The organism is Anaerosporobacter sp. (assembly GCF_031551385.1).
GTDB lineage: Bacteria > Bacillota > Clostridia > Lachnospirales > Lachnospiraceae > Anaerosporobacter.
In genome coordinates, this window is record NZ_JAVBNS010000080.1 from 1 (window position 1) to 16,506 (window position 16,506).

A 16,506-nucleotide genomic window follows, 5' to 3' on the forward strand; every position below is an offset into this window, starting at 1 on the left:
ATACGGTCAAAATCGATTTGACCATCACAATAGATATATTCATAATCATAACTTACTCCAGGGAATATGAATACCATCGCCATAATACAAATCATTACAAATGTGATTAAAACAGGTGATACACTTAGTGATAAAAACAAACTAGCTACTGTAAGAAATATTATTACAAATTTAATAAGGTATGTCTTCATAGTCGGTAGACTTGACACCCCTGCTTCTGCATAAGTTTCTCCCATCTAATTACTTCCTCCTAATTTCATATTGCATTTAACCATTCAGCACTACATCCTTTTCACTTTGGTTACAGCTACTTAACAGTTATTATCTATTATACTAAAAATAACATACAAAATAAAGTACAATGTCATAAAATTTGTATAAACTACTTATAAATCATGTTACTGTTCACTCCGTGGTCAGTAACACGCTTCGCGATGAACAGTAACATAAATCCTTACTGCTCCGTCTCACGCAAAACGTTCACAGCAACAATACAGCATAAAAAAGACAATTTCTCGAAGCAACTACTGCGCCTTTAGAAATTGTCTTTTTATTTTATCTCACATTATCATCTATTCATTGTAAGAATATTACATCATTCCCATTCCGCCACCTGCTGGCATAACTGGTTCATCTTTTTTGATTGTTGCTACAACAGATTCTGTTGTAAGTAATGTAGAAGCTACACTTGTAGCGTTTTGTAATGCACTTCTAGTAACCTTAGCTGGATCAAGGATACCATTTGCTACCATGTCAACATATTCTTCTTTTAAAGCGTCAAATCCGATTCCTGGCTCTTGTTCTCTTACTTTGCTAATAACAACCGCGCCTTCTAATCCTGCATTTGCTGAGATTGTGTATAAAGGAGCTTCTAATGCTTTTAAGATTACATTTGCACCAGTTTTTTCGTCGCCTTCTAATTCATTTACTAATTTAGCAACTTCTTTTGTAGCATGAATGTAAGCAGAACCACCACCTGCGATGATACCTTCTTCAACCGCTGCTCTTGTAGCTGCTAATGCATCTTCCATACGTAACTTAGATTCTTGCATTTCTGTTTCTGTAGCAGCACCAACACGGATAACAGCTACACCACCAGCAAGTTTAGCAAGTCTTTCTTGTAATTTTTCTTTATCGAAATCAGAAGTAGTTTCTTCAATTTGAGCTCTGATTTGAGCAACTCTACCAGCGATTTCTTCTTTATTACCTTCACCGTCAACGATGATTGTATTTTCTTTTTCAACTTTAACAGATTTTGCACGACCAAGTTGATCCATAGTTGTTTCTTTTAAGTCTAATCCAAGTTCATCAGAGATTACTGTACCACCAGTTAAGATAGCGATATCTTGTAACATAGCTTTTCTTCTATCACCATATCCTGGTGCTTTAACAGCTACTACTTGGAATGTTCCTCTTAATTTATTGATAACTAATGTAGTTAATGCTTCACCTTCAACGTCTTCAGCAATAATTAATAGTCTTGAACCAGATTGAACGATTTGCTCAAGTACTGGTAAGATTTCTTGAATATTAGAGATTTTCTTATCTGTAATTAAGATATATGGATTTTCAAGATTAGCAACCATCTTATCCATATCAGTTGCCATGTATGCAGATACATAACCACGGTCAAATTGCATACCTTCAACTAAGTCAAGTTCTGTTTTCATAGTCTTAGATTCTTCGATTGTGATAACACCATCGTTAGAAACTTTTTCCATAGCATCTGCAACTAATTGACCTACTTCTTCATCTCCTGCTGAGATTGCAGCTACATTAGCAATTTGGTCTTTCCCAGTAACTTTAGAACTCATTTTTTGAATTGCTTCTACCGCAGCATCTGTTGCTTTTTTCATACCTTTTCTTAAAATGATAGGATTTGCTCCTGCTTCAAGGTTTTTCATACCTTCAAAAACCATAGCTTGTGCTAATACAGTAGCTGTAGTAGTACCATCACCTGCAACATCATTTGTCTTTGTTGCAACTTCTTTTACTAATTGTGCACCCATGTTTTCAAATGGATCTTCTAATTCTACTTCTTTTGCAATTGTAACACCATCATTTGTGATTAATGGAGCACCAAATGATTTATCAAGAACAACATTTCTTCCTTTTGGTCCTAATGTTACTTTAACTGTATTTGCTAATTTATCTACACCTGCTCCAAGAGCTTTTCTTGCTTCTGCGCCATATTTAATTTCTTTTGCCATGATATTATTTCCTCCTAATTTTAATTGTACTATTAAATACCTATTTCTAAAAATAATTTTCAATCTATAGAAACTACATACTTTATTGTTTCCACAGCCTTTTTATCTATTATAATTATACTGCAATCTTAGTCTTCTACAATTGCAACGATATCGTTTTGTTTTACAACGATATATTCATCTTCTCCAAGTTTTACATCTGTTCCTGCATATTTTGAATAGATTACTTTGTCTCCAACTTTAACTTGCATTGTAACTTCTTTACCATCTACAACTCCGCCAGGTCCTACTGCAACAACTTCTGCCTGTTGTGGTTTTTCTTTTGCTTGACCAGGTAAAACAATTCCTGATTTTGTTGTTTCTTCTGCCTCTAATTGTTTTAATACAACTTTGTCTCCTAAAGGTACTAATTTCATATTAATATTCCTCCTTGTTCTTGTCGTTACGGAAAGTGTATCCTTTACCCGTAGTCATAATTTATTTTTTATTATTAGCACTCGCTTTGGTTGAGTGCTAAAAGATTATTTATATATTAGTAAATTTACCCTTCAATTGCAACTGAAATTTTTTCGCAAATTCCGATGTTTTCAATCATTAGCTCTTTTCATCTTATTATTGCTCTCTTTTTCTCAGTTTTACTCTCTTTTTCTTATTTCACTCTATTATCTCTTGCAAAATAGAATAGGTATTGTTGAGCATAACCTCCATATTCACCAAAGTGTTCCTTTGCAAATGCCTGCATTTCCTCTTTCTTTGCTGGTTTATTAAAATAGAGTCTTTCCATAATCCGTGCCATCCATACATCAATCGGAAACGCCTCTCTTCTTCCAATTCCAAATAGTAAAACGCAATTCCCTACTTTTTCTCCAACCCCATTTATGATTTGAATTTTCTCAAGAGCTTCTTCATAATCCATCTGATACAACTCTTCTTCGCATAGTTCCCTATTTATAATCCTTCTACATGCATCTACCAGATATTTTGCACGAAATCCAGCCTTCATATCTAAGAAGTCTTGTTCCGTTGCCTGACCTAATACTTCTGGTGTCGGAAAACTATAATACTTCTTAGCATTCCACTCCCCAATATATTCACCATATCGCTCTGATATACGCGCAACAATCTGCATTATATGCGGAATCTGTTTATTCTGAGATATTATAAATGTTATTAGCATCTCAAAAAAATCTTGGTTTAATATTCTAACTCCTGACTTTTGTTCAATCGCCTCTCCAATAAGGTTATCTTTTTCATTCAATCTCCGCTTAATTTCACCATAATCTCTGTCTAAATCAAAATAGGGAATCCATATAGACTGCACTTCTTCCATTGTGCTATTATAGAAGCTTAACCTATCCCCTTCTTGCTTCACGTGAAGCATATACCCCTTAGCTACTATAATATATTCATTATTATCAAGACATTCATAGCGAAAACACTGCCCACATTCCAATGTCTGCTTTAAATCAAAGTGTTCTACAGCATCTATTACAATAGCTGTTTTATCAATGTTTATCTGCATTCTTTCCTCCCGTTTCATCATAACCTATAAAAATGTTATCCCACACAAATTAATTCATTATAGCATAACGCATGACACCTATGCTATAATGAAATTACTGGCGAGCCCTTATTCGCCTTTATACATGATCGGAGGTTACACGATGAAAGAACAACTCTATACAATACCTGTTATGGATGCCTATAAAGAAAACTGCGAATGCCCTATTTGCTCCATGTACAAAAGTTTGGAAACAAATTCTATTGATTTCACTATGGGACCAAGCTACATGGAAGATGATATTCGTGCTGTTACAGATAAAGTAGGCTTTTGTAATACACATGTTAAACAATTATACGAAAATCAAAATCGCCTTGGACTAGCTCTTATGCTTAAAACGCATATGGACAAAACTATAGATGATTTAGCAAAGTTATCTGGTTCAGAAAAGGTTTCTGCCCCTTCTTTATTTAAGAAAAAGGCAGAAAACAAGGGAATTTCCACTTATGTAGACACATTAAAGAATTCCTGTTTTGTATGTAATCGCATTGAGCAAACCTATGAACGTTATCTAATCACTGTTTTCTATCTCTATAAGAGAGAATCTGAATTCCGTGATTTATTCGCTGCTTCTAAAGGTTTATGTACAAACCATTATGCAGACCTTTATCAGATGGCACCAAACCAGTTAAACGGTGATATGTTACAGTCCTTTATTACTGATTTGAATAAAATATATCTTGAAAATATGAAACGAGTTCGAGATGATTTAACATGGTTTATTGACAAGTTTGATTATCGTAATGCAGATGAACCTTGGAAAAACTCACAGGATGCATTGCCAAGAACCATTCAAAAAACAAATAGCGTAGATGTTGAATAACATTAAAATAAAAGACAATCTTAATTATACTTATGCCTTTCAGATTTTCTCTCTGCATTGGCATGCTATAAATTAAGATTGTCTTTTTATATTAGCTTTTATCTACTATTCTTATGCGTTATCTTTTTTTCCTTGTACAATAAGATCTTTAAGATCACGTGCTTTTGATTTAATACGTTCATTCGCATCTCTTGAAACAAGTACTTTTGATATCCATCTTCCAGCTTCATCGAACTTACCACAACGTCTTGCTAAATCAGCTACTAAGTATGTAACTGTGTTCTCATCCATTCCACACATTGGGAATACTTCTTTTGAGAATGCTGCTGTAAATCCTTCATATGCATTCTTGATGAATTCATCTTCTTCTGCTCTTAACTTAGCAACTTCCGTGTTGTAGTCTGCTGTATCTGTTGGTAAAGTTTCTATCTTACCTCTAAGTAACCAAGCAATCTTCAAACAAGTATATGCTCTTTCGCTGTTTTTTGCTTTCTTAACAATTGTATTCACAAGAACTAACTTGTGGCGAGCAATCGCATCATCATAAGTGTATATTTCACCACTATCTTCAATTCCACGGAAATTAACTGTGATTTGTTCTTTTATTAACTTCGCCTGTGGTGCAGTCATATAAGTAAAGAAACGATTTAATGCACTATATCCACATCCAGGACAAACAACTGCATCATACTTTAATGAATCAACTAGTTGATATTTTGGACGTAAATCTGAATCTGCTCCTAATAATTTTACCTTACCTGTTTTAACTGCTTTTGCCTTAAACTCGTTATCACATACTGGACAAGTATACGTCTTATCAAATACCAAATCCGCTTCTGTTATTTTGGGTTTATCAGCTTCTTTATCTGAATCCTTCTTGTCTGTACTGCCTGTATTATATATATCTAGGTCTTTTAACTCACCTAGTCCGAAATTTTCTAATCCTGAAAATATATTAGCCATTTTTGATCCTCCCCCTAAGACGGTTTATAAGAACTCTTTAACGATACAATTCGATTAAATACTAATTGCTCCTCCTTTGAATCTTTACAATCAACACAGAAATATCCTTGTCTTAAGAATTGGAAGCTATCTAAAGCTTTTGCTTCTTTGATTGCTGGTTCAATATAGCATTCATTAAGAATAGTTAATGAATTTGGATTCAAATTAAGACTTCCATCTTCATTATATACTCCCTTTTCTTCATCTACAATATTTTCATACAGACGTACTTCTGCTTTTACAGCCGTAGATGCTTCTACCCAATGAATCGTACCTTTTACTTTTCTTCCTGTAAAACCAGTACCATTCTTTGTTTCAGGATCATACGTACAATGAACCTCCGTAACTTTACCAGTCTCATCTGTAATATATTCTGTACATGTAACAAAGTATGCGTTCATTAAACGAACTTCATTGCCTGGGAATAATCTAAAATATTTTTTAGGAGGCTCAATCATGAAATCTTCACGATCGATATACACTTCTCTACCAAATGGTACTTTTCTTGTTCCCATCTCTGGATTCTCTTGGTTGATTGAAGCGTCAAGATACTCGATTTCACCTTCTGGATAATTTGTGATTACTAATTTGATTGGATCTAACACTGCCATTACTCTTGGTCTCTTTAACTTAAGATCTTCACGAATACAGTATTCTAACATTGCATAATCTACAGAACTATTACTCTTAGATACGCCACATAGTTCCATAAACTTACGAATAGACTCTGGTGTAAAACCTCTTCTTCTTAATGCACTGATTGACACTAGTCTTGGATCATCCCAACCATCTACGATATTCTCTTCTACTAATCTCTTAATATATCTCTTACCAGTTATAACATTTGTAAGATACATCTTAGCAAATTCAATCTGCTTTGGAGGATTTTCATAACCAACTTCTCTTACAACCCAATCGTATAATGGTCTATGATCTTCGAATTCTAGTGTACAGATGGAATGTGTAATTCCTTCTATCGCATCTTCTATTGGATGTGCAAAATCATACATAGGATAGATACACCATTTGTCCCCTGTATTGTGGTGATGCATACGTGCCACACGATAGATTACAGGATCACGCATGTTGATGTTTGGAGATAACATATCAATCTTAGCACGTAATACTTTCGTACCGTCTTCAAATTCACCATTCTTCATTCCTTCGAATAAAGCAAGGTTTTCTTCTACTGTTCTATCACGATAAGGACTGTTCTTACCAGTCTCTGTTAATGTACCTCTATATTCTCTTATCTCTTCTGCAGTTAAATCACATACGAATGCTTTGCCTTTTTTAATTAACTCAACAGCTGCTTCATACATTTGATCAAAATAATCTGACGCAAAGAATAAGCGGTCTTCAAATTCTCCGCCAATCCATTTTACATCTTCAATTATCGATTGCACAAATTCTGTCTTTTCCTTTGTAGGATTCGTATCATCAAAACGAAGATTGAATTTACCATTGTATTTTTTCGCCAAGCCATCATTTAATAATATCGATTTTGCATGACCAATATGAAGATAGCCATTTGGTTCTGGCGGGAATCTTGTAACAACTTGTTTGCAATGTCCCTCTTCCATATCTTTTTCAATTATTTGTTCAATGAAGTTCTTCGATATAACTTCTTTTTCTGTTGAAACATTATCCATGATTCTATGTCTCCTCCTAAGTTCCATTTCTCTTAATTATTCAGCTATTAAGTATCGTATTACACCTTAATTCTCCAAATAATTTACATACTATCGACTGTTATGTCGCTATAATCACGTATCTTAAACTATAATAATCCTATATAATTTTCATACGAATAAAAGCCCAAAAATATTACTGGTCATCTCTACCAGCATCAAGAAAGTAGATTACTTTCAACTTATCATACCACACTTAGTTCGTTTAGAAAAGTGGTATTCCGAATATTTTCCTAGTATTTTAAAAAGCTGCTACACGTAAACCGTGTAACAGCTGTTATCTTACTTAAATTGATGACCACCTAATGTAAATCTTGGATTTGATAATCTACCACTGAAATAATAGTATCCACTAAGATTTTTACTAACTGATTTGCCATTCTTCGTATATGTAATTGTTTTTGTTCCACTTAATGCTGCTTTGGCAGCTTTGATACATTCTTTTTCTTGAGTGGAAGTAAACTTGTTATTATCGTATTCTGCTAATGCTTTATTCAATGAACCATTTCTAACTGGTCCAAATTGACTCTTTTGATAAATAACACCTTTTAACGTACTAGGAAATGCTTTCGATTCCATTCTGTTTACTACAACAATACCTACTGCTAATTTTCCTGCATAAGACTGACTGTTTGCTTCACAATAGATAAGTGCTGATAACAATCTTAGCTCTGCTTTTGAATAAGAAGCCTCTACTTTTGTTGTTGACGTTGTTTTCTTCTTTGTTGTTGATGTCTTTGTAGTCTCTTTTTTAGAATCTGATGTTGTTTTCTTTGAGTCTGTCGTTGTTTCTGATTCTGTCTCTTTGCTTTCTGTTTCTTTGTTTTCTGTATCTGTAGACTCTTCTGTCTCTGTTTTTTCTTCTGTGATTGTAGAATCTTCTGTAGTTGTTTCTTCTGCTTGAGGGTTTGTGTCAATAACAACTACATCTGTTGTCTCTAAATCCCCAGCTTGTTCTACTGTTTTCACTTCCGCTGCAAATGCGTTGATACTTACTGTACTTGCCACACATATTGCTGCAGTCATGCAAAGTAAGAATTTTTTCATCTTCATATAAAATCTCCTTTTAATAACCTTTAATTTGGTTATCTTTGGTTACATAATAATATTTCCGTACATACTTCTTCGTACTTGATATTTCTTAATAAACTATATTATTATGAATTTGAAATGGTAAGTGTCTCTTCAAACACTCACTTGCAGTAGAAAAGCGATTTTACCGCAATCCACTTTTTTACTCACTTTGTTTCGTAATAGATTATAACAATTAAGTAACAATCACAAAAAGCAAGTAACATTTTGTTAACAATTACTTAATAAGTATAACACAGATGATGAAAAAATCAAGTATTTACCATCACTTTTTCATCCATAACAAACTACTTATTTTGGCAAAATGCATTTTTCATGGTGTTTTACCACAAAAAAACCAATGCAATCAGGCGTTATTTTATCACTTTTGCCAATTGCATTGATTTTTCAATAGAAACAATTATTTAATATTCTAAAAATACTTTTGTATTATTGTTATGTTTTACATTTGTTACAGTTTCAAAATAGGACTATTTTACTATATTTCTTTCAATTCCAGACAAAAAAGCCTTCATATTGAGGCATACTTCATCTACTACACGCTTTCTTGTTTCAACTGCTGCCCATGCTATATGTGGCGTAATAATCAATTTTGTACTATCTTTAATGCGCAATAGTGGGTTGTCTGCTGCCATTGGTTCTTTCGATAACACATCAAGAGCTGCTGCTGCGATAGTATCATTCTCTAATGCCTCAGCAAGGTCTGCCTCATTAACAATAGAACCTCTTCCAAGATTCATTAACACAGCCGTTGTCTTCATCTTACTCAACTCTTCTGCCCGAATCAAATCCGTTGTCTGTTCATTCAATGGAGCATGAATTGACACAATATCCGATTGAGCTAACAACTCATCTAATGTTACTTGCGTATAACTTTGATTGTTATTCTTGCCTGATGTTGAATAGTAGATTATATTACAGCCAAATGCTTCTGCAATCTTCGCAACTCCTCTTCCGATCTCACCAAGTCCAATAATTCCCCATGTCTTACCTCTTAATTCAAAGAACTTCTTATCAAAATGGCTGAATATATCATATTTCGCATATTCGCCAGACTTAACAAAGTTATCATAGTAGCTTAATTTCTCATATACGTAAAACAACAATGCAAATGTATGCTGCACTACTGCATCTGTTGAATATCCTTTCACATTCATTACTGTGATTCCTCTTGCATTTACATATTCCGTATCAATTATATTCGTACCTGTTGCTGTTACACAGATTACCTTTAGATTCTTCGCCTCTGATAATGTAGTTTCATTCATTGGTACTTTATTCACTACAATTACTTCCGCCTCCTTTACACGTTCTGGAGTTACCTCTTGTGTTGATGAACCATATACTACTACTTCTCCGAACTGCTCAAGGCATGTTAAATCAACATCTGTTCCTAAGCAATTTGCTTCTAAACATACAATCTTCATATGAAACCTCCACTGTCTAGTATTATGAATTTAATTCTATCTTTTTTTATAAAGGATTGCAAGTGCACAACTACGATTCTTAGTCCTTCTCTTTCGCAACTCATATCCTTACAGTTTAAGCCTTGAAATTGAACCGATAACATGCTTATTACTTTACATCTTTAATCAAAAGTATATTCTTCTAAAAAAAAAGAACAACCCTATATACTTTACATATATAAGCATCGTTCTCTTTCTCTACATATATTACTTATTTTGCGTAATTTGCGTAATCCATAATGTTTTGATTAATTCCTTCACCGATGATTTGCAAAATCTTCTCAAAGCAATCATCTCCTTCACTCTTCATTACTCTTGCATAGATTTCCGACATTGCAAGTTGAGTATAAGCACTATTTTCTCCAACTGTGATTTTAACATTCAAACATTCATCTTCTATAGAAACATTAATTTCTTCTGATTCTTTTGTCTCTCTACAAATTTGTTCAACCGCAGTGTTTACTTCATGAATTGTTTGGAATGTATTTGCTGCCTTCTCCATAATGCCTTCAATTGATTTGTTCATAATAAAATTTCCTCCTAATATGCTTTTTCTACATTATACTTCGAATTTTATTTTTTTCCAACCAACTTTGGCTTTTTTTACTCAATATAGGTACAATTTCACATGCTTTTTATGTGTTTTTTTTACATTTTGGTACATACTATCTCTCATAAGCAGTAAAATTACTTTATTTTATATCGTAGTCTGCTTATATGATGTTGTTCTTCATCTAAATTCCTGTTGAGCTTCTATAGTAATCATTCAGCGTGGTCTTGCCAAATGGCATTAGCTTAAGCATTCTATCTTGGATAGCGACAAGTAATGCAGGCAGATTCCTATTTGATTTTAATAGAACTCCATGATAATTGCTTACCAGCACAGAAAGTGAGGTCATATTCATGTCTTATATTGCGCCGCAAGTAAAACCCAAATTTGATACACTATCGGTTGGTCTTCGTAACATCATCTTAGAGAAAGATGTTCAAATAAACACGATTCATGATTTGATTCGTGTTTTAGAGGAAATTGTCAAAGAAGGCGAAGAAGAGGAATAGCTCATTCGAAAAACAACTTCCCATTACGAACTTGTAATGGGAAGTTGTTTTTCATTACATACATCTATTACCACTTTGATTCCACGGTCTGTTTCATCGTATTAATCTTATTCTCAATGTCATGATACACTTTCGTGCTCAATACGCCACTACACAATAGGAATACTACTACAGCAATTATTGCTGCCTTCAATATCTTATATTGAAGCTTAATTATTGTGATTCCAAACACTACGATTGCCAAGAGTAGTATTACTATAAAACCAACTTTATAATTACTTGCTACTTCTTTCGCTGTATCTATGTATTTTTCAATGTTTTCATCAAAGAATTTCATAAACCAAATTACTATATTATCCATGTTATTCACCTCTCATCCATCAAATATATTTTATTAATAAATATGAGGGTTGTCAACTGAATAAATATTCTGAAATATCTTCCTTTTATCTTCAATAAATTATTGACATTAATAAATGGGTTTGTTAAAATAATTTCGTTATAGCTTATTGCATTAACAAAACTATATACGGTCGCTGGCATGGCACAGTTGGTAGCGCACCTCATTGGTAGTGAGGAGGTCACGGGTTCGATTCCCGTTGCTAGCTTTAAAGCGTACACAAAAGACTTTGCAGTTTGTAAAAAGCGTTTCTATCATCGCCTTTTATAAACTGCAAAGTTTCTTATGTTTTATTGCTTATTTATTCTCCCATTCTCTGTCTTACAATTTCATAAGAAAGTACACCCATTGCTACCGATGCATTTAACGAATCAATGTTTCCAAGCATCGGAATCTTAGCTACAAAATCGCATTTTTCTTTTACTAAACGTCCAACGCCTTCCCCTTCACTTCCGATTACTACACCAATTGGCCCTTTTAAGTCAAGGTTGTACATAACTTCACCGTCCATGTCTGCACATACAAACCATAGACCTTGTTCTTTCAACTCTTCAATTGTAGTTGCAAGGTTTGTTACCTTTGCCACTGGTGTGTAGTTAATTGCGCCAGCAGAAGTTTTTGCTACTGTTGCAGTAAGCCCAACAGCTCTTCTCTTAGGGATAATGATACCATGAGCCCCCACTTGGTTTGCTGTACGAATCATTGCACCAAGATTATGAGGATCTTCGATGTTATCTAATACAATAATAAAAGGTGGTTCCTCTTTGTCTTTTGCTGCTTGTAAGATATCTTCTACTGTTGCATAGTCATAAGCTGCTGTGTAAGCAATAACACCTTGGTGTTTTCCTGTTTCAGATAATTGATCCAAACGCTCCTTCTTCACGAAATTGATAATGGTATCGCCCTTTTTCGCTTCTCTTAATATTGATTTAATTGGCCCATCTTGACAACCATCTAATATAAATACTTTATCTACTGTCTTACCAGCACGAAATGCTTCCATTACCGCATTTCTTCCTTCTATTGTTAATTCTTCGTATCTCATAAAACTCCTATCTGCCCATCGGCACTCTGTCAACAAATCCTATTACAATATACTTATGTATCTTCATTCATTGACAACTTTTATCTCTTTTATTTATCATCATACATTACAGAAATATCACTTGTGACACTACTTAAATACAGACTGAATTTTTAATTTTCCTCTGCCTTAGAAAGCCCTAACTTCATTAATTCAATAATTCTTGGCATCTGGTCTGTTAGATACAAAAATCCAACTAGTGCTTCTATACCAGTTGCCATACGGTAATCCGTAATCGAGGCATTCTTTGCTGAAGTAAAGGATTTCGCATTGCGACCCCTCTTGTAAAATCCCATCTCTTGCTCTGTAAGCTCGTCCTTTATTGCATGAAACATCTCCACTTGTGCAGATGCCTTCACAAGAGCACTTGCTCTCTTGTGAAGTTTCTGTACTGGTGCATTCCCTTTCTCTACAAGCAAAGTTCGTATAATAACATCATATATGGCATCACCGATATATGCAAGTGTTAAAGGGGAATATGTCTTAATATCTACTTCTTCTAACTCAAACGCATTTCGTATATATTTTGCAAAGGATATCTCAGATACAACTGATTCGTTCATTGAATTTACGCTCTCTTCCATCTTACTCCTTCTCTCGTATCTTCAAGTACAATACCCTTTTCTAATAACAAGTCACGAATCTCATCGGATCTTTTAAAATCACGATTCTTTCTAGCATCTTGTCGTTCTTGAATAAGATTCTCAATGTCTGTATCAAGTAACTCTTCTTTCACCTCTACATCAACCCCTAATACATCAGCTAATGTAACAATGTAATTCTTTGTTTCCTCTAATAATTGTTTTGCCGAGTCTGCTGAAAGGTTCGTATTTGCTGTTTTTACAATTTCAAAGATAGCAGCAATCGCATCTGCTGTGTTAAAATCATCTTCCATCGCTGCTTCGAATTTTGCTTTTAAAGCAATGACTGAATCAAGAAATGTCTTTTCCTCTTCTGTCATCTCTTTCTCAGTCGCATTCTCAGATAAATGTGCTAGATTGCTTACTGCATTCTTAATTCTCTCAAGCGCGTTCTTTGCTGATTCCATTAGCTCTCTGCTAAAGTTAATTGGACTTCTATAATGAACATTTAACATAAAGAAACGAAGCACTTCATATGGGTATTCTGCTCCGATCTCTCTTACTGTGAAGAAGTTTCCTTCTGATTTTGACATCTTCTTGTTATCAATGTTTAAGAAGCCATTGTGTAACCAGTATTTTGCAAAATCCTTGCCGTTAGCTGCTTCACTTTGTGCAATTTCATTCTCATGGTGAGGGAAAATTAAATCCTCTCCACCTGCATGGATATCAATTTGGTCTCCAAGGTATTTTTTACTCATAACAGAACATTCGATATGCCATCCTGGTCTTCCTTGGCTCCATGGTGATTCCCAATATGGTTCTCCGTCTTTCTTAGGCTTCCATAGAACGAAATCCATTGGATCATCCTTTTCATCACTAACAGCGATTCTTGCACCAGCTTCTAAATCATCAATATTCTTCTTTGATAATTTACCATATCCTTCGAAACTTCTTGTTTTAAAGTACACTGTTCCGTTCTTCGCATAAGCATAACCTTTATCAATTAATGTTTGAATCATTGTAACCATTCCGTCAATTTCTTGTGTTGCCATTGGATGTACTGTTGCTGGTCTTACATTCAGATTCTTCATATCTTCTTTCACAGCATCAATATATCTTGCTGTAACCTCTGTTGTAGACACACCCTCTTCAACTGCTTTTTTGATTATCTTATCATCTACATCTGTAAAATTTGATACGTAGTTTACATCATATCCCTTATACTCAAAGTATCTTCTTACGGTATCAAACATAATCATAGGTCTTGCATTACCTATATGAATATAGTTATAAACCGTTGGTCCGCAGACATACATTCGTACCTTTCCTTCTTCTATCGGTTTGAACTCTTCCTTTTTCTTCGTTAATGTATTATATAACTTCAATGTATTCACCATTCCTTTCCTATCATTTAGATTCTATCAGTCTCTTGCAAAATCGCAACTAATTAGCTTTGTTTATCAACTCTTCAACCTGTTTTTTAAGGATATTCAATTCTTCACGTATAGAGTTATTTTCCTCTTCAAGTTTTAAAATATCATTACGAACAGGATCTGGTAAATGTACCTGATCAAGATCTTCACAAGCCACTTTTACATTATCACGTTTTACTATTCTTCCCGGAACACCAACCACAGTTGAATTTGGTGGAACTTCTGATAAAACTACACTTCCTGCTCCAATCTTTGAATTTTCACCAACGGTAAAAGAACCTAAAACTTTTGCACCAGCACTAATCATACAGTTGTCACCAATAGTAGGATGTCTTTTCCCTATTTCTTTACCAGTACCGCCAAGTGTAACACCTTGGTACAATGTTACATTATTTCCAACAACAGCCGTCTCTCCTATTATAACACCATTACCATGATCTATAAATAGTCCTTTTCCTATTGTTGCCCCTGGGTGAATTTCAATACCTGTTTTACGAACAGTTCTTTGAGAATACCATCTCGCTAAGAAATAGTGTTTTCTCAAATATAACTTGTGAGCAATACGATATCTCATTACTGCCTTAAAACTTGGATATAGGAATACTTCCATTGGAGTCTTTATTGCAGGATCACGGTCCTTAATTATTTGTATCTCTTCTTTCACAAATTTAATAAATCCCATTATCAAACACTTTCCTCTCTATAAACTAAAAAAAGCCCCCAATATGCTCTCACATATCAGAGGCGATTTACACGCGGTTCCACTCTACATTATTAACAAACTGCTTTTTAAGTTACTTATACTCACAGTTCTTCGTTAACATCTTATTGTCATATAACGGCTGCTACCGGATTTAGCTAAGATATTCTCCTCACCAAATCAGCTCCCAGATGCACTTCGCAAACTTAACTACTAACTAGTCAAGCAGAATAACCCTGTTACTCTATACTCCCAATAAGAAATGCTTTCAGCCAGTGACATTTCCTCTCTGCTATCTTCGTATCCGCTACTTTTCTGTTCTTCGCTTTTTCCCTATAATTGTCCATCATTATGAACAGTTTCCTTGCTTTATTCTATTCATTATTCCCTGATTTGTCAACCAGATATTTCTTATTATTATGCTTTTTTAGAGCAACCACTGCATCCCTCACAACTACTACAACCTCCAGCTGGTTGAAATGTTTCCATGATATGATCATAAGCATAATTACTTACATTTGTTAACATGCATATTGCTTGTGAAGAGATTCCTTTTCCTTCACCAGTAAATCCAAGACCCTCTTCTGTTGTTGCTTTCACATTCACTTGGCTTATCTCAATTTGTAATGTTTTCGCTATATTCTCACGCATCTGTTCAATATGAGGAGCCATCTTAGGCTTCTGAGCAACAATTGTTGCATCAATGTTCTCGATTACATAAAGCTCATTATCCAACAACTTCTTCACTTCTTCTAATAAAGAAATGCTTGAGATTCCTTTGAAACGATCATCTGTATCTGGAAAATGTTTTCCGATATCTCCAAGTGCTGCTGCGCCCAGTAGCGCATCCATAATTGCATGTAATAATACATCTGCATCCGAATGTCCTAACAATCCCTTCTCATAAGGAATCTTTACTCCGCCTAGTATTAACTCTCTATCTTCTACTAATTTATGAACATCATATCCCATACCTATACGCATCTTGCAACCTCCTATTTCAATCCTAGAAACTATTTTAAGTCTTTGTCCTTCCAGTTACACTTATACACACAAATTCACAAGAACCTCGTGCTTTTCCCTATAAACCAATAAGACGTCAAATAATAGTATATCTATTACTTGACGTCTTATTAAAATTCATAATAGCGGAGAACGGATTTGAACCGCCGACACTGCGGGTATGAACCGCATGCTCTAGCCAACTGAGCTACTCCGCCATATCTACTTGACAATTGCTTGTCTCCTAACAATTTCTTGTTAGATAATGGGACCAATAGGGCTCGAACCTATGACCCTCTGCTTGTAAGGCAGATGCTCTCCCAGCTGAGCTATGATCCCATTTAAAGTACTTGATGACACTGCTGCATCGCAAGTACTTTAATATTATATTTATTTTCAATA

General features: G+C 34.5%; 17 protein-coding genes and 3 tRNA genes. 3 read left to right on the top strand and 17 right to left on the bottom strand.

Annotation, left to right across the window (positions count from 1 at the left end):
- From RMR19_RS07680 to RMR19_RS07695, 4 genes are all read right to left on the bottom strand, one after another.
- The coding region (locus RMR19_RS07680; protein WP_310602912.1) for a hypothetical protein at positions 1-236 on the bottom strand (236 nt) is incomplete at its 3' end.
- 354 nt (positions 237-590) lie between these two features.
- Entirely contained in the window at positions 591-2,210 is a 1,620-nt protein-coding gene (gene groL, locus RMR19_RS07685; protein ID WP_310602913.1) for a chaperonin GroEL, read from the bottom strand.
- Positions 2,211-2,338: 128 nt separating this feature from the next.
- Positions 2,339-2,626, bottom strand: coding sequence for a co-chaperone GroES (locus RMR19_RS07690; RefSeq protein ID WP_310602914.1), 288 nt, complete (start codon positions 2,624-2,626; stop codon positions 2,339-2,341).
- 233 nt (positions 2,627-2,859) lie between these two features.
- The gene (locus tag RMR19_RS07695) at positions 2,860-3,732 is read right to left on the bottom strand and encodes a DNA-3-methyladenine glycosylase family protein (protein WP_310602915.1); all 873 of its coding nucleotides are present in this window, start codon (positions 3,730-3,732) and stop codon (positions 2,860-2,862) included.
- A gap of 142 nt (positions 3,733-3,874) precedes the next feature.
- Between RMR19_RS07695 and RMR19_RS07700 the strand changes: the two genes are divergently transcribed.
- Entirely contained in the window at positions 3,875-4,594 is a 720-nt protein-coding gene (locus RMR19_RS07700) for a DUF6062 family protein (RefSeq protein WP_310602916.1), read from the top strand.
- A 111-nt stretch (positions 4,595-4,705) separates the two neighbouring features.
- On the opposite strand, the gene RMR19_RS07705 is transcribed toward RMR19_RS07700, so the two are convergent.
- From RMR19_RS07705 to RMR19_RS07725, 5 genes are all read right to left on the bottom strand, one after another.
- Positions 4,706-5,557, bottom strand: a complete 852-nt coding sequence (locus RMR19_RS07705; protein ID WP_310602917.1) for a DUF2225 domain-containing protein — start codon at positions 5,555-5,557, stop codon at positions 4,706-4,708.
- A 14-nt stretch (positions 5,558-5,571) separates the two neighbouring features.
- Entirely contained in the window at positions 5,572-7,248 is a 1,677-nt protein-coding gene (locus RMR19_RS07710; RefSeq protein ID WP_310602918.1) for a glutamine--tRNA ligase/YqeY domain fusion protein, read from the bottom strand.
- A gap of 321 nt (positions 7,249-7,569) precedes the next feature.
- Positions 7,570-8,340 carry a cell wall hydrolase gene (locus RMR19_RS07715; protein WP_310602919.1) on the bottom strand — a complete coding sequence of 257 codons (771 nt, stop codon included), beginning with the start codon at positions 8,338-8,340 and terminating at the stop codon, positions 7,570-7,572.
- Between the two features lie 509 nt (positions 8,341-8,849).
- The gene (locus tag RMR19_RS07720) at positions 8,850-9,806 is read right to left on the bottom strand and encodes a D-2-hydroxyacid dehydrogenase (RefSeq protein WP_310602920.1); all 957 of its coding nucleotides are present in this window, start codon (positions 9,804-9,806) and stop codon (positions 8,850-8,852) included.
- Positions 9,807-10,056: 250 nt separating this feature from the next.
- Complete coding sequence (locus tag RMR19_RS07725) at positions 10,057-10,371, bottom strand: hypothetical protein (RefSeq protein WP_310602921.1); 315 nt, start codon at positions 10,369-10,371, stop codon at positions 10,057-10,059.
- Between the two features lie 377 nt (positions 10,372-10,748).
- Between RMR19_RS07725 and RMR19_RS07730 the strand changes: the two genes are divergently transcribed.
- Positions 10,749-10,904: a hypothetical protein gene (locus tag RMR19_RS07730; RefSeq protein WP_310602922.1), complete on the top strand. Its 156-nt coding sequence runs from the start codon at positions 10,749-10,751 to the stop codon at positions 10,902-10,904.
- Positions 10,905-10,971: 67 nt separating this feature from the next.
- Here RMR19_RS07730 and RMR19_RS07735 read toward each other — a convergent pair whose 3' ends face one another.
- The gene (locus tag RMR19_RS07735; RefSeq protein ID WP_310602923.1) at positions 10,972-11,265 is read right to left on the bottom strand and encodes a hypothetical protein; all 294 of its coding nucleotides are present in this window, start codon (positions 11,263-11,265) and stop codon (positions 10,972-10,974) included.
- 174 nt (positions 11,266-11,439) lie between these two features.
- Here RMR19_RS07735 and RMR19_RS07740 point away from each other — a divergent pair.
- A tRNA-Thr gene (locus RMR19_RS07740) sits at positions 11,440-11,512 on the top strand.
- 93 nt (positions 11,513-11,605) lie between these two features.
- Here the strand turns inward: RMR19_RS07740 and rlmB are convergent.
- From rlmB to RMR19_RS07775, 7 genes are all read right to left on the bottom strand, one after another.
- Positions 11,606-12,349 (bottom strand): 23S rRNA (guanosine(2251)-2'-O)-methyltransferase RlmB, encoded by a 744-nt coding sequence (gene rlmB / locus RMR19_RS07745; RefSeq protein ID WP_310602924.1) that lies wholly within the window; start codon positions 12,347-12,349, stop codon positions 11,606-11,608.
- Positions 12,350-12,501: 152 nt separating this feature from the next.
- Complete coding sequence (locus RMR19_RS07750) at positions 12,502-12,951, bottom strand: Mini-ribonuclease 3 (RefSeq protein ID WP_310602928.1); 450 nt, start codon at positions 12,949-12,951, stop codon at positions 12,502-12,504.
- A gap of 5 nt (positions 12,952-12,956) precedes the next feature.
- Positions 12,957-14,354 (bottom strand): cysteine--tRNA ligase, encoded by a 1,398-nt coding sequence (gene cysS / locus RMR19_RS07755; RefSeq protein WP_310602925.1) that lies wholly within the window; start codon positions 14,352-14,354, stop codon positions 12,957-12,959.
- Between the two features lie 58 nt (positions 14,355-14,412).
- Positions 14,413-15,084, bottom strand: a complete 672-nt coding sequence (gene epsC / locus RMR19_RS07760) for a serine O-acetyltransferase EpsC (protein WP_310602926.1) — start codon at positions 15,082-15,084, stop codon at positions 14,413-14,415.
- A 435-nt stretch (positions 15,085-15,519) separates the two neighbouring features.
- Positions 15,520-16,086, bottom strand: a complete 567-nt coding sequence (gene ispF / locus RMR19_RS07765) for a 2-C-methyl-D-erythritol 2,4-cyclodiphosphate synthase (protein ID WP_310602927.1) — start codon at positions 16,084-16,086, stop codon at positions 15,520-15,522.
- 162 nt (positions 16,087-16,248) lie between these two features.
- Positions 16,249-16,322: transfer RNA gene (locus tag RMR19_RS07770), tRNA-Met, on the bottom strand.
- Positions 16,323-16,370: 48 nt separating this feature from the next.
- Positions 16,371-16,443, bottom strand: a tRNA-Val gene (locus RMR19_RS07775).
- Positions 16,444-16,506 lie beyond the last annotated feature (63 nt).

What these genes read in the sequence shown, in the direction of transcription:
- groL (WP_310602913.1), bottom strand. Translation starts at nt 2,210, where the DNA reads ATGGCAAAAGAAATTAAATATGGCGCAGAAGCAAGAAAAGCTCTTGGA.
- RMR19_RS07690 (WP_310602914.1), bottom strand. Translation starts at nt 2,626, where the DNA reads ATGAAATTAGTACCTTTAGGAGACAAAGTTGTATTAAAACAATTAGAG.
- RMR19_RS07695 (WP_310602915.1), bottom strand. Translation starts at nt 3,732, where the DNA reads ATGCAGATAAACATTGATAAAACAGCTATTGTAATAGATGCTGTAGAA.
- RMR19_RS07700 (WP_310602916.1), top strand. Translation starts at nt 3,875, where the DNA reads ATGAAAGAACAACTCTATACAATACCTGTTATGGATGCCTATAAAGAA.
- RMR19_RS07705 (WP_310602917.1), bottom strand. Translation starts at nt 5,557, where the DNA reads ATGGCTAATATATTTTCAGGATTAGAAAATTTCGGACTAGGTGAGTTA.
- RMR19_RS07710 (WP_310602918.1), bottom strand. Translation starts at nt 7,248, where the DNA reads ATGGATAATGTTTCAACAGAAAAAGAAGTTATATCGAAGAACTTCATT.
- RMR19_RS07715 (WP_310602919.1), bottom strand. Translation starts at nt 8,340, where the DNA reads ATGAAGATGAAAAAATTCTTACTTTGCATGACTGCAGCAATATGTGTG.
- RMR19_RS07720 (WP_310602920.1), bottom strand. Translation starts at nt 9,806, where the DNA reads ATGAAGATTGTATGTTTAGAAGCAAATTGCTTAGGAACAGATGTTGAT.
- RMR19_RS07725 (WP_310602921.1), bottom strand. Translation starts at nt 10,371, where the DNA reads ATGAACAAATCAATTGAAGGCATTATGGAGAAGGCAGCAAATACATTC.
- RMR19_RS07730 (WP_310602922.1), top strand. Translation starts at nt 10,749, where the DNA reads ATGTCTTATATTGCGCCGCAAGTAAAACCCAAATTTGATACACTATCG.
- RMR19_RS07735 (WP_310602923.1), bottom strand. Translation starts at nt 11,265, where the DNA reads ATGGATAATATAGTAATTTGGTTTATGAAATTCTTTGATGAAAACATT.
- rlmB (WP_310602924.1), bottom strand. Translation starts at nt 12,349, where the DNA reads ATGAGATACGAAGAATTAACAATAGAAGGAAGAAATGCGGTAATGGAA.
- RMR19_RS07750 (WP_310602928.1), bottom strand. Translation starts at nt 12,951, where the DNA reads ATGAACGAATCAGTTGTATCTGAGATATCCTTTGCAAAATATATACGA.
- epsC (WP_310602926.1), bottom strand. Translation starts at nt 15,084, where the DNA reads ATGGGATTTATTAAATTTGTGAAAGAAGAGATACAAATAATTAAGGAC.
- ispF (WP_310602927.1), bottom strand. Translation starts at nt 16,086, where the DNA reads ATGCGTATAGGTATGGGATATGATGTTCATAAATTAGTAGAAGATAGA.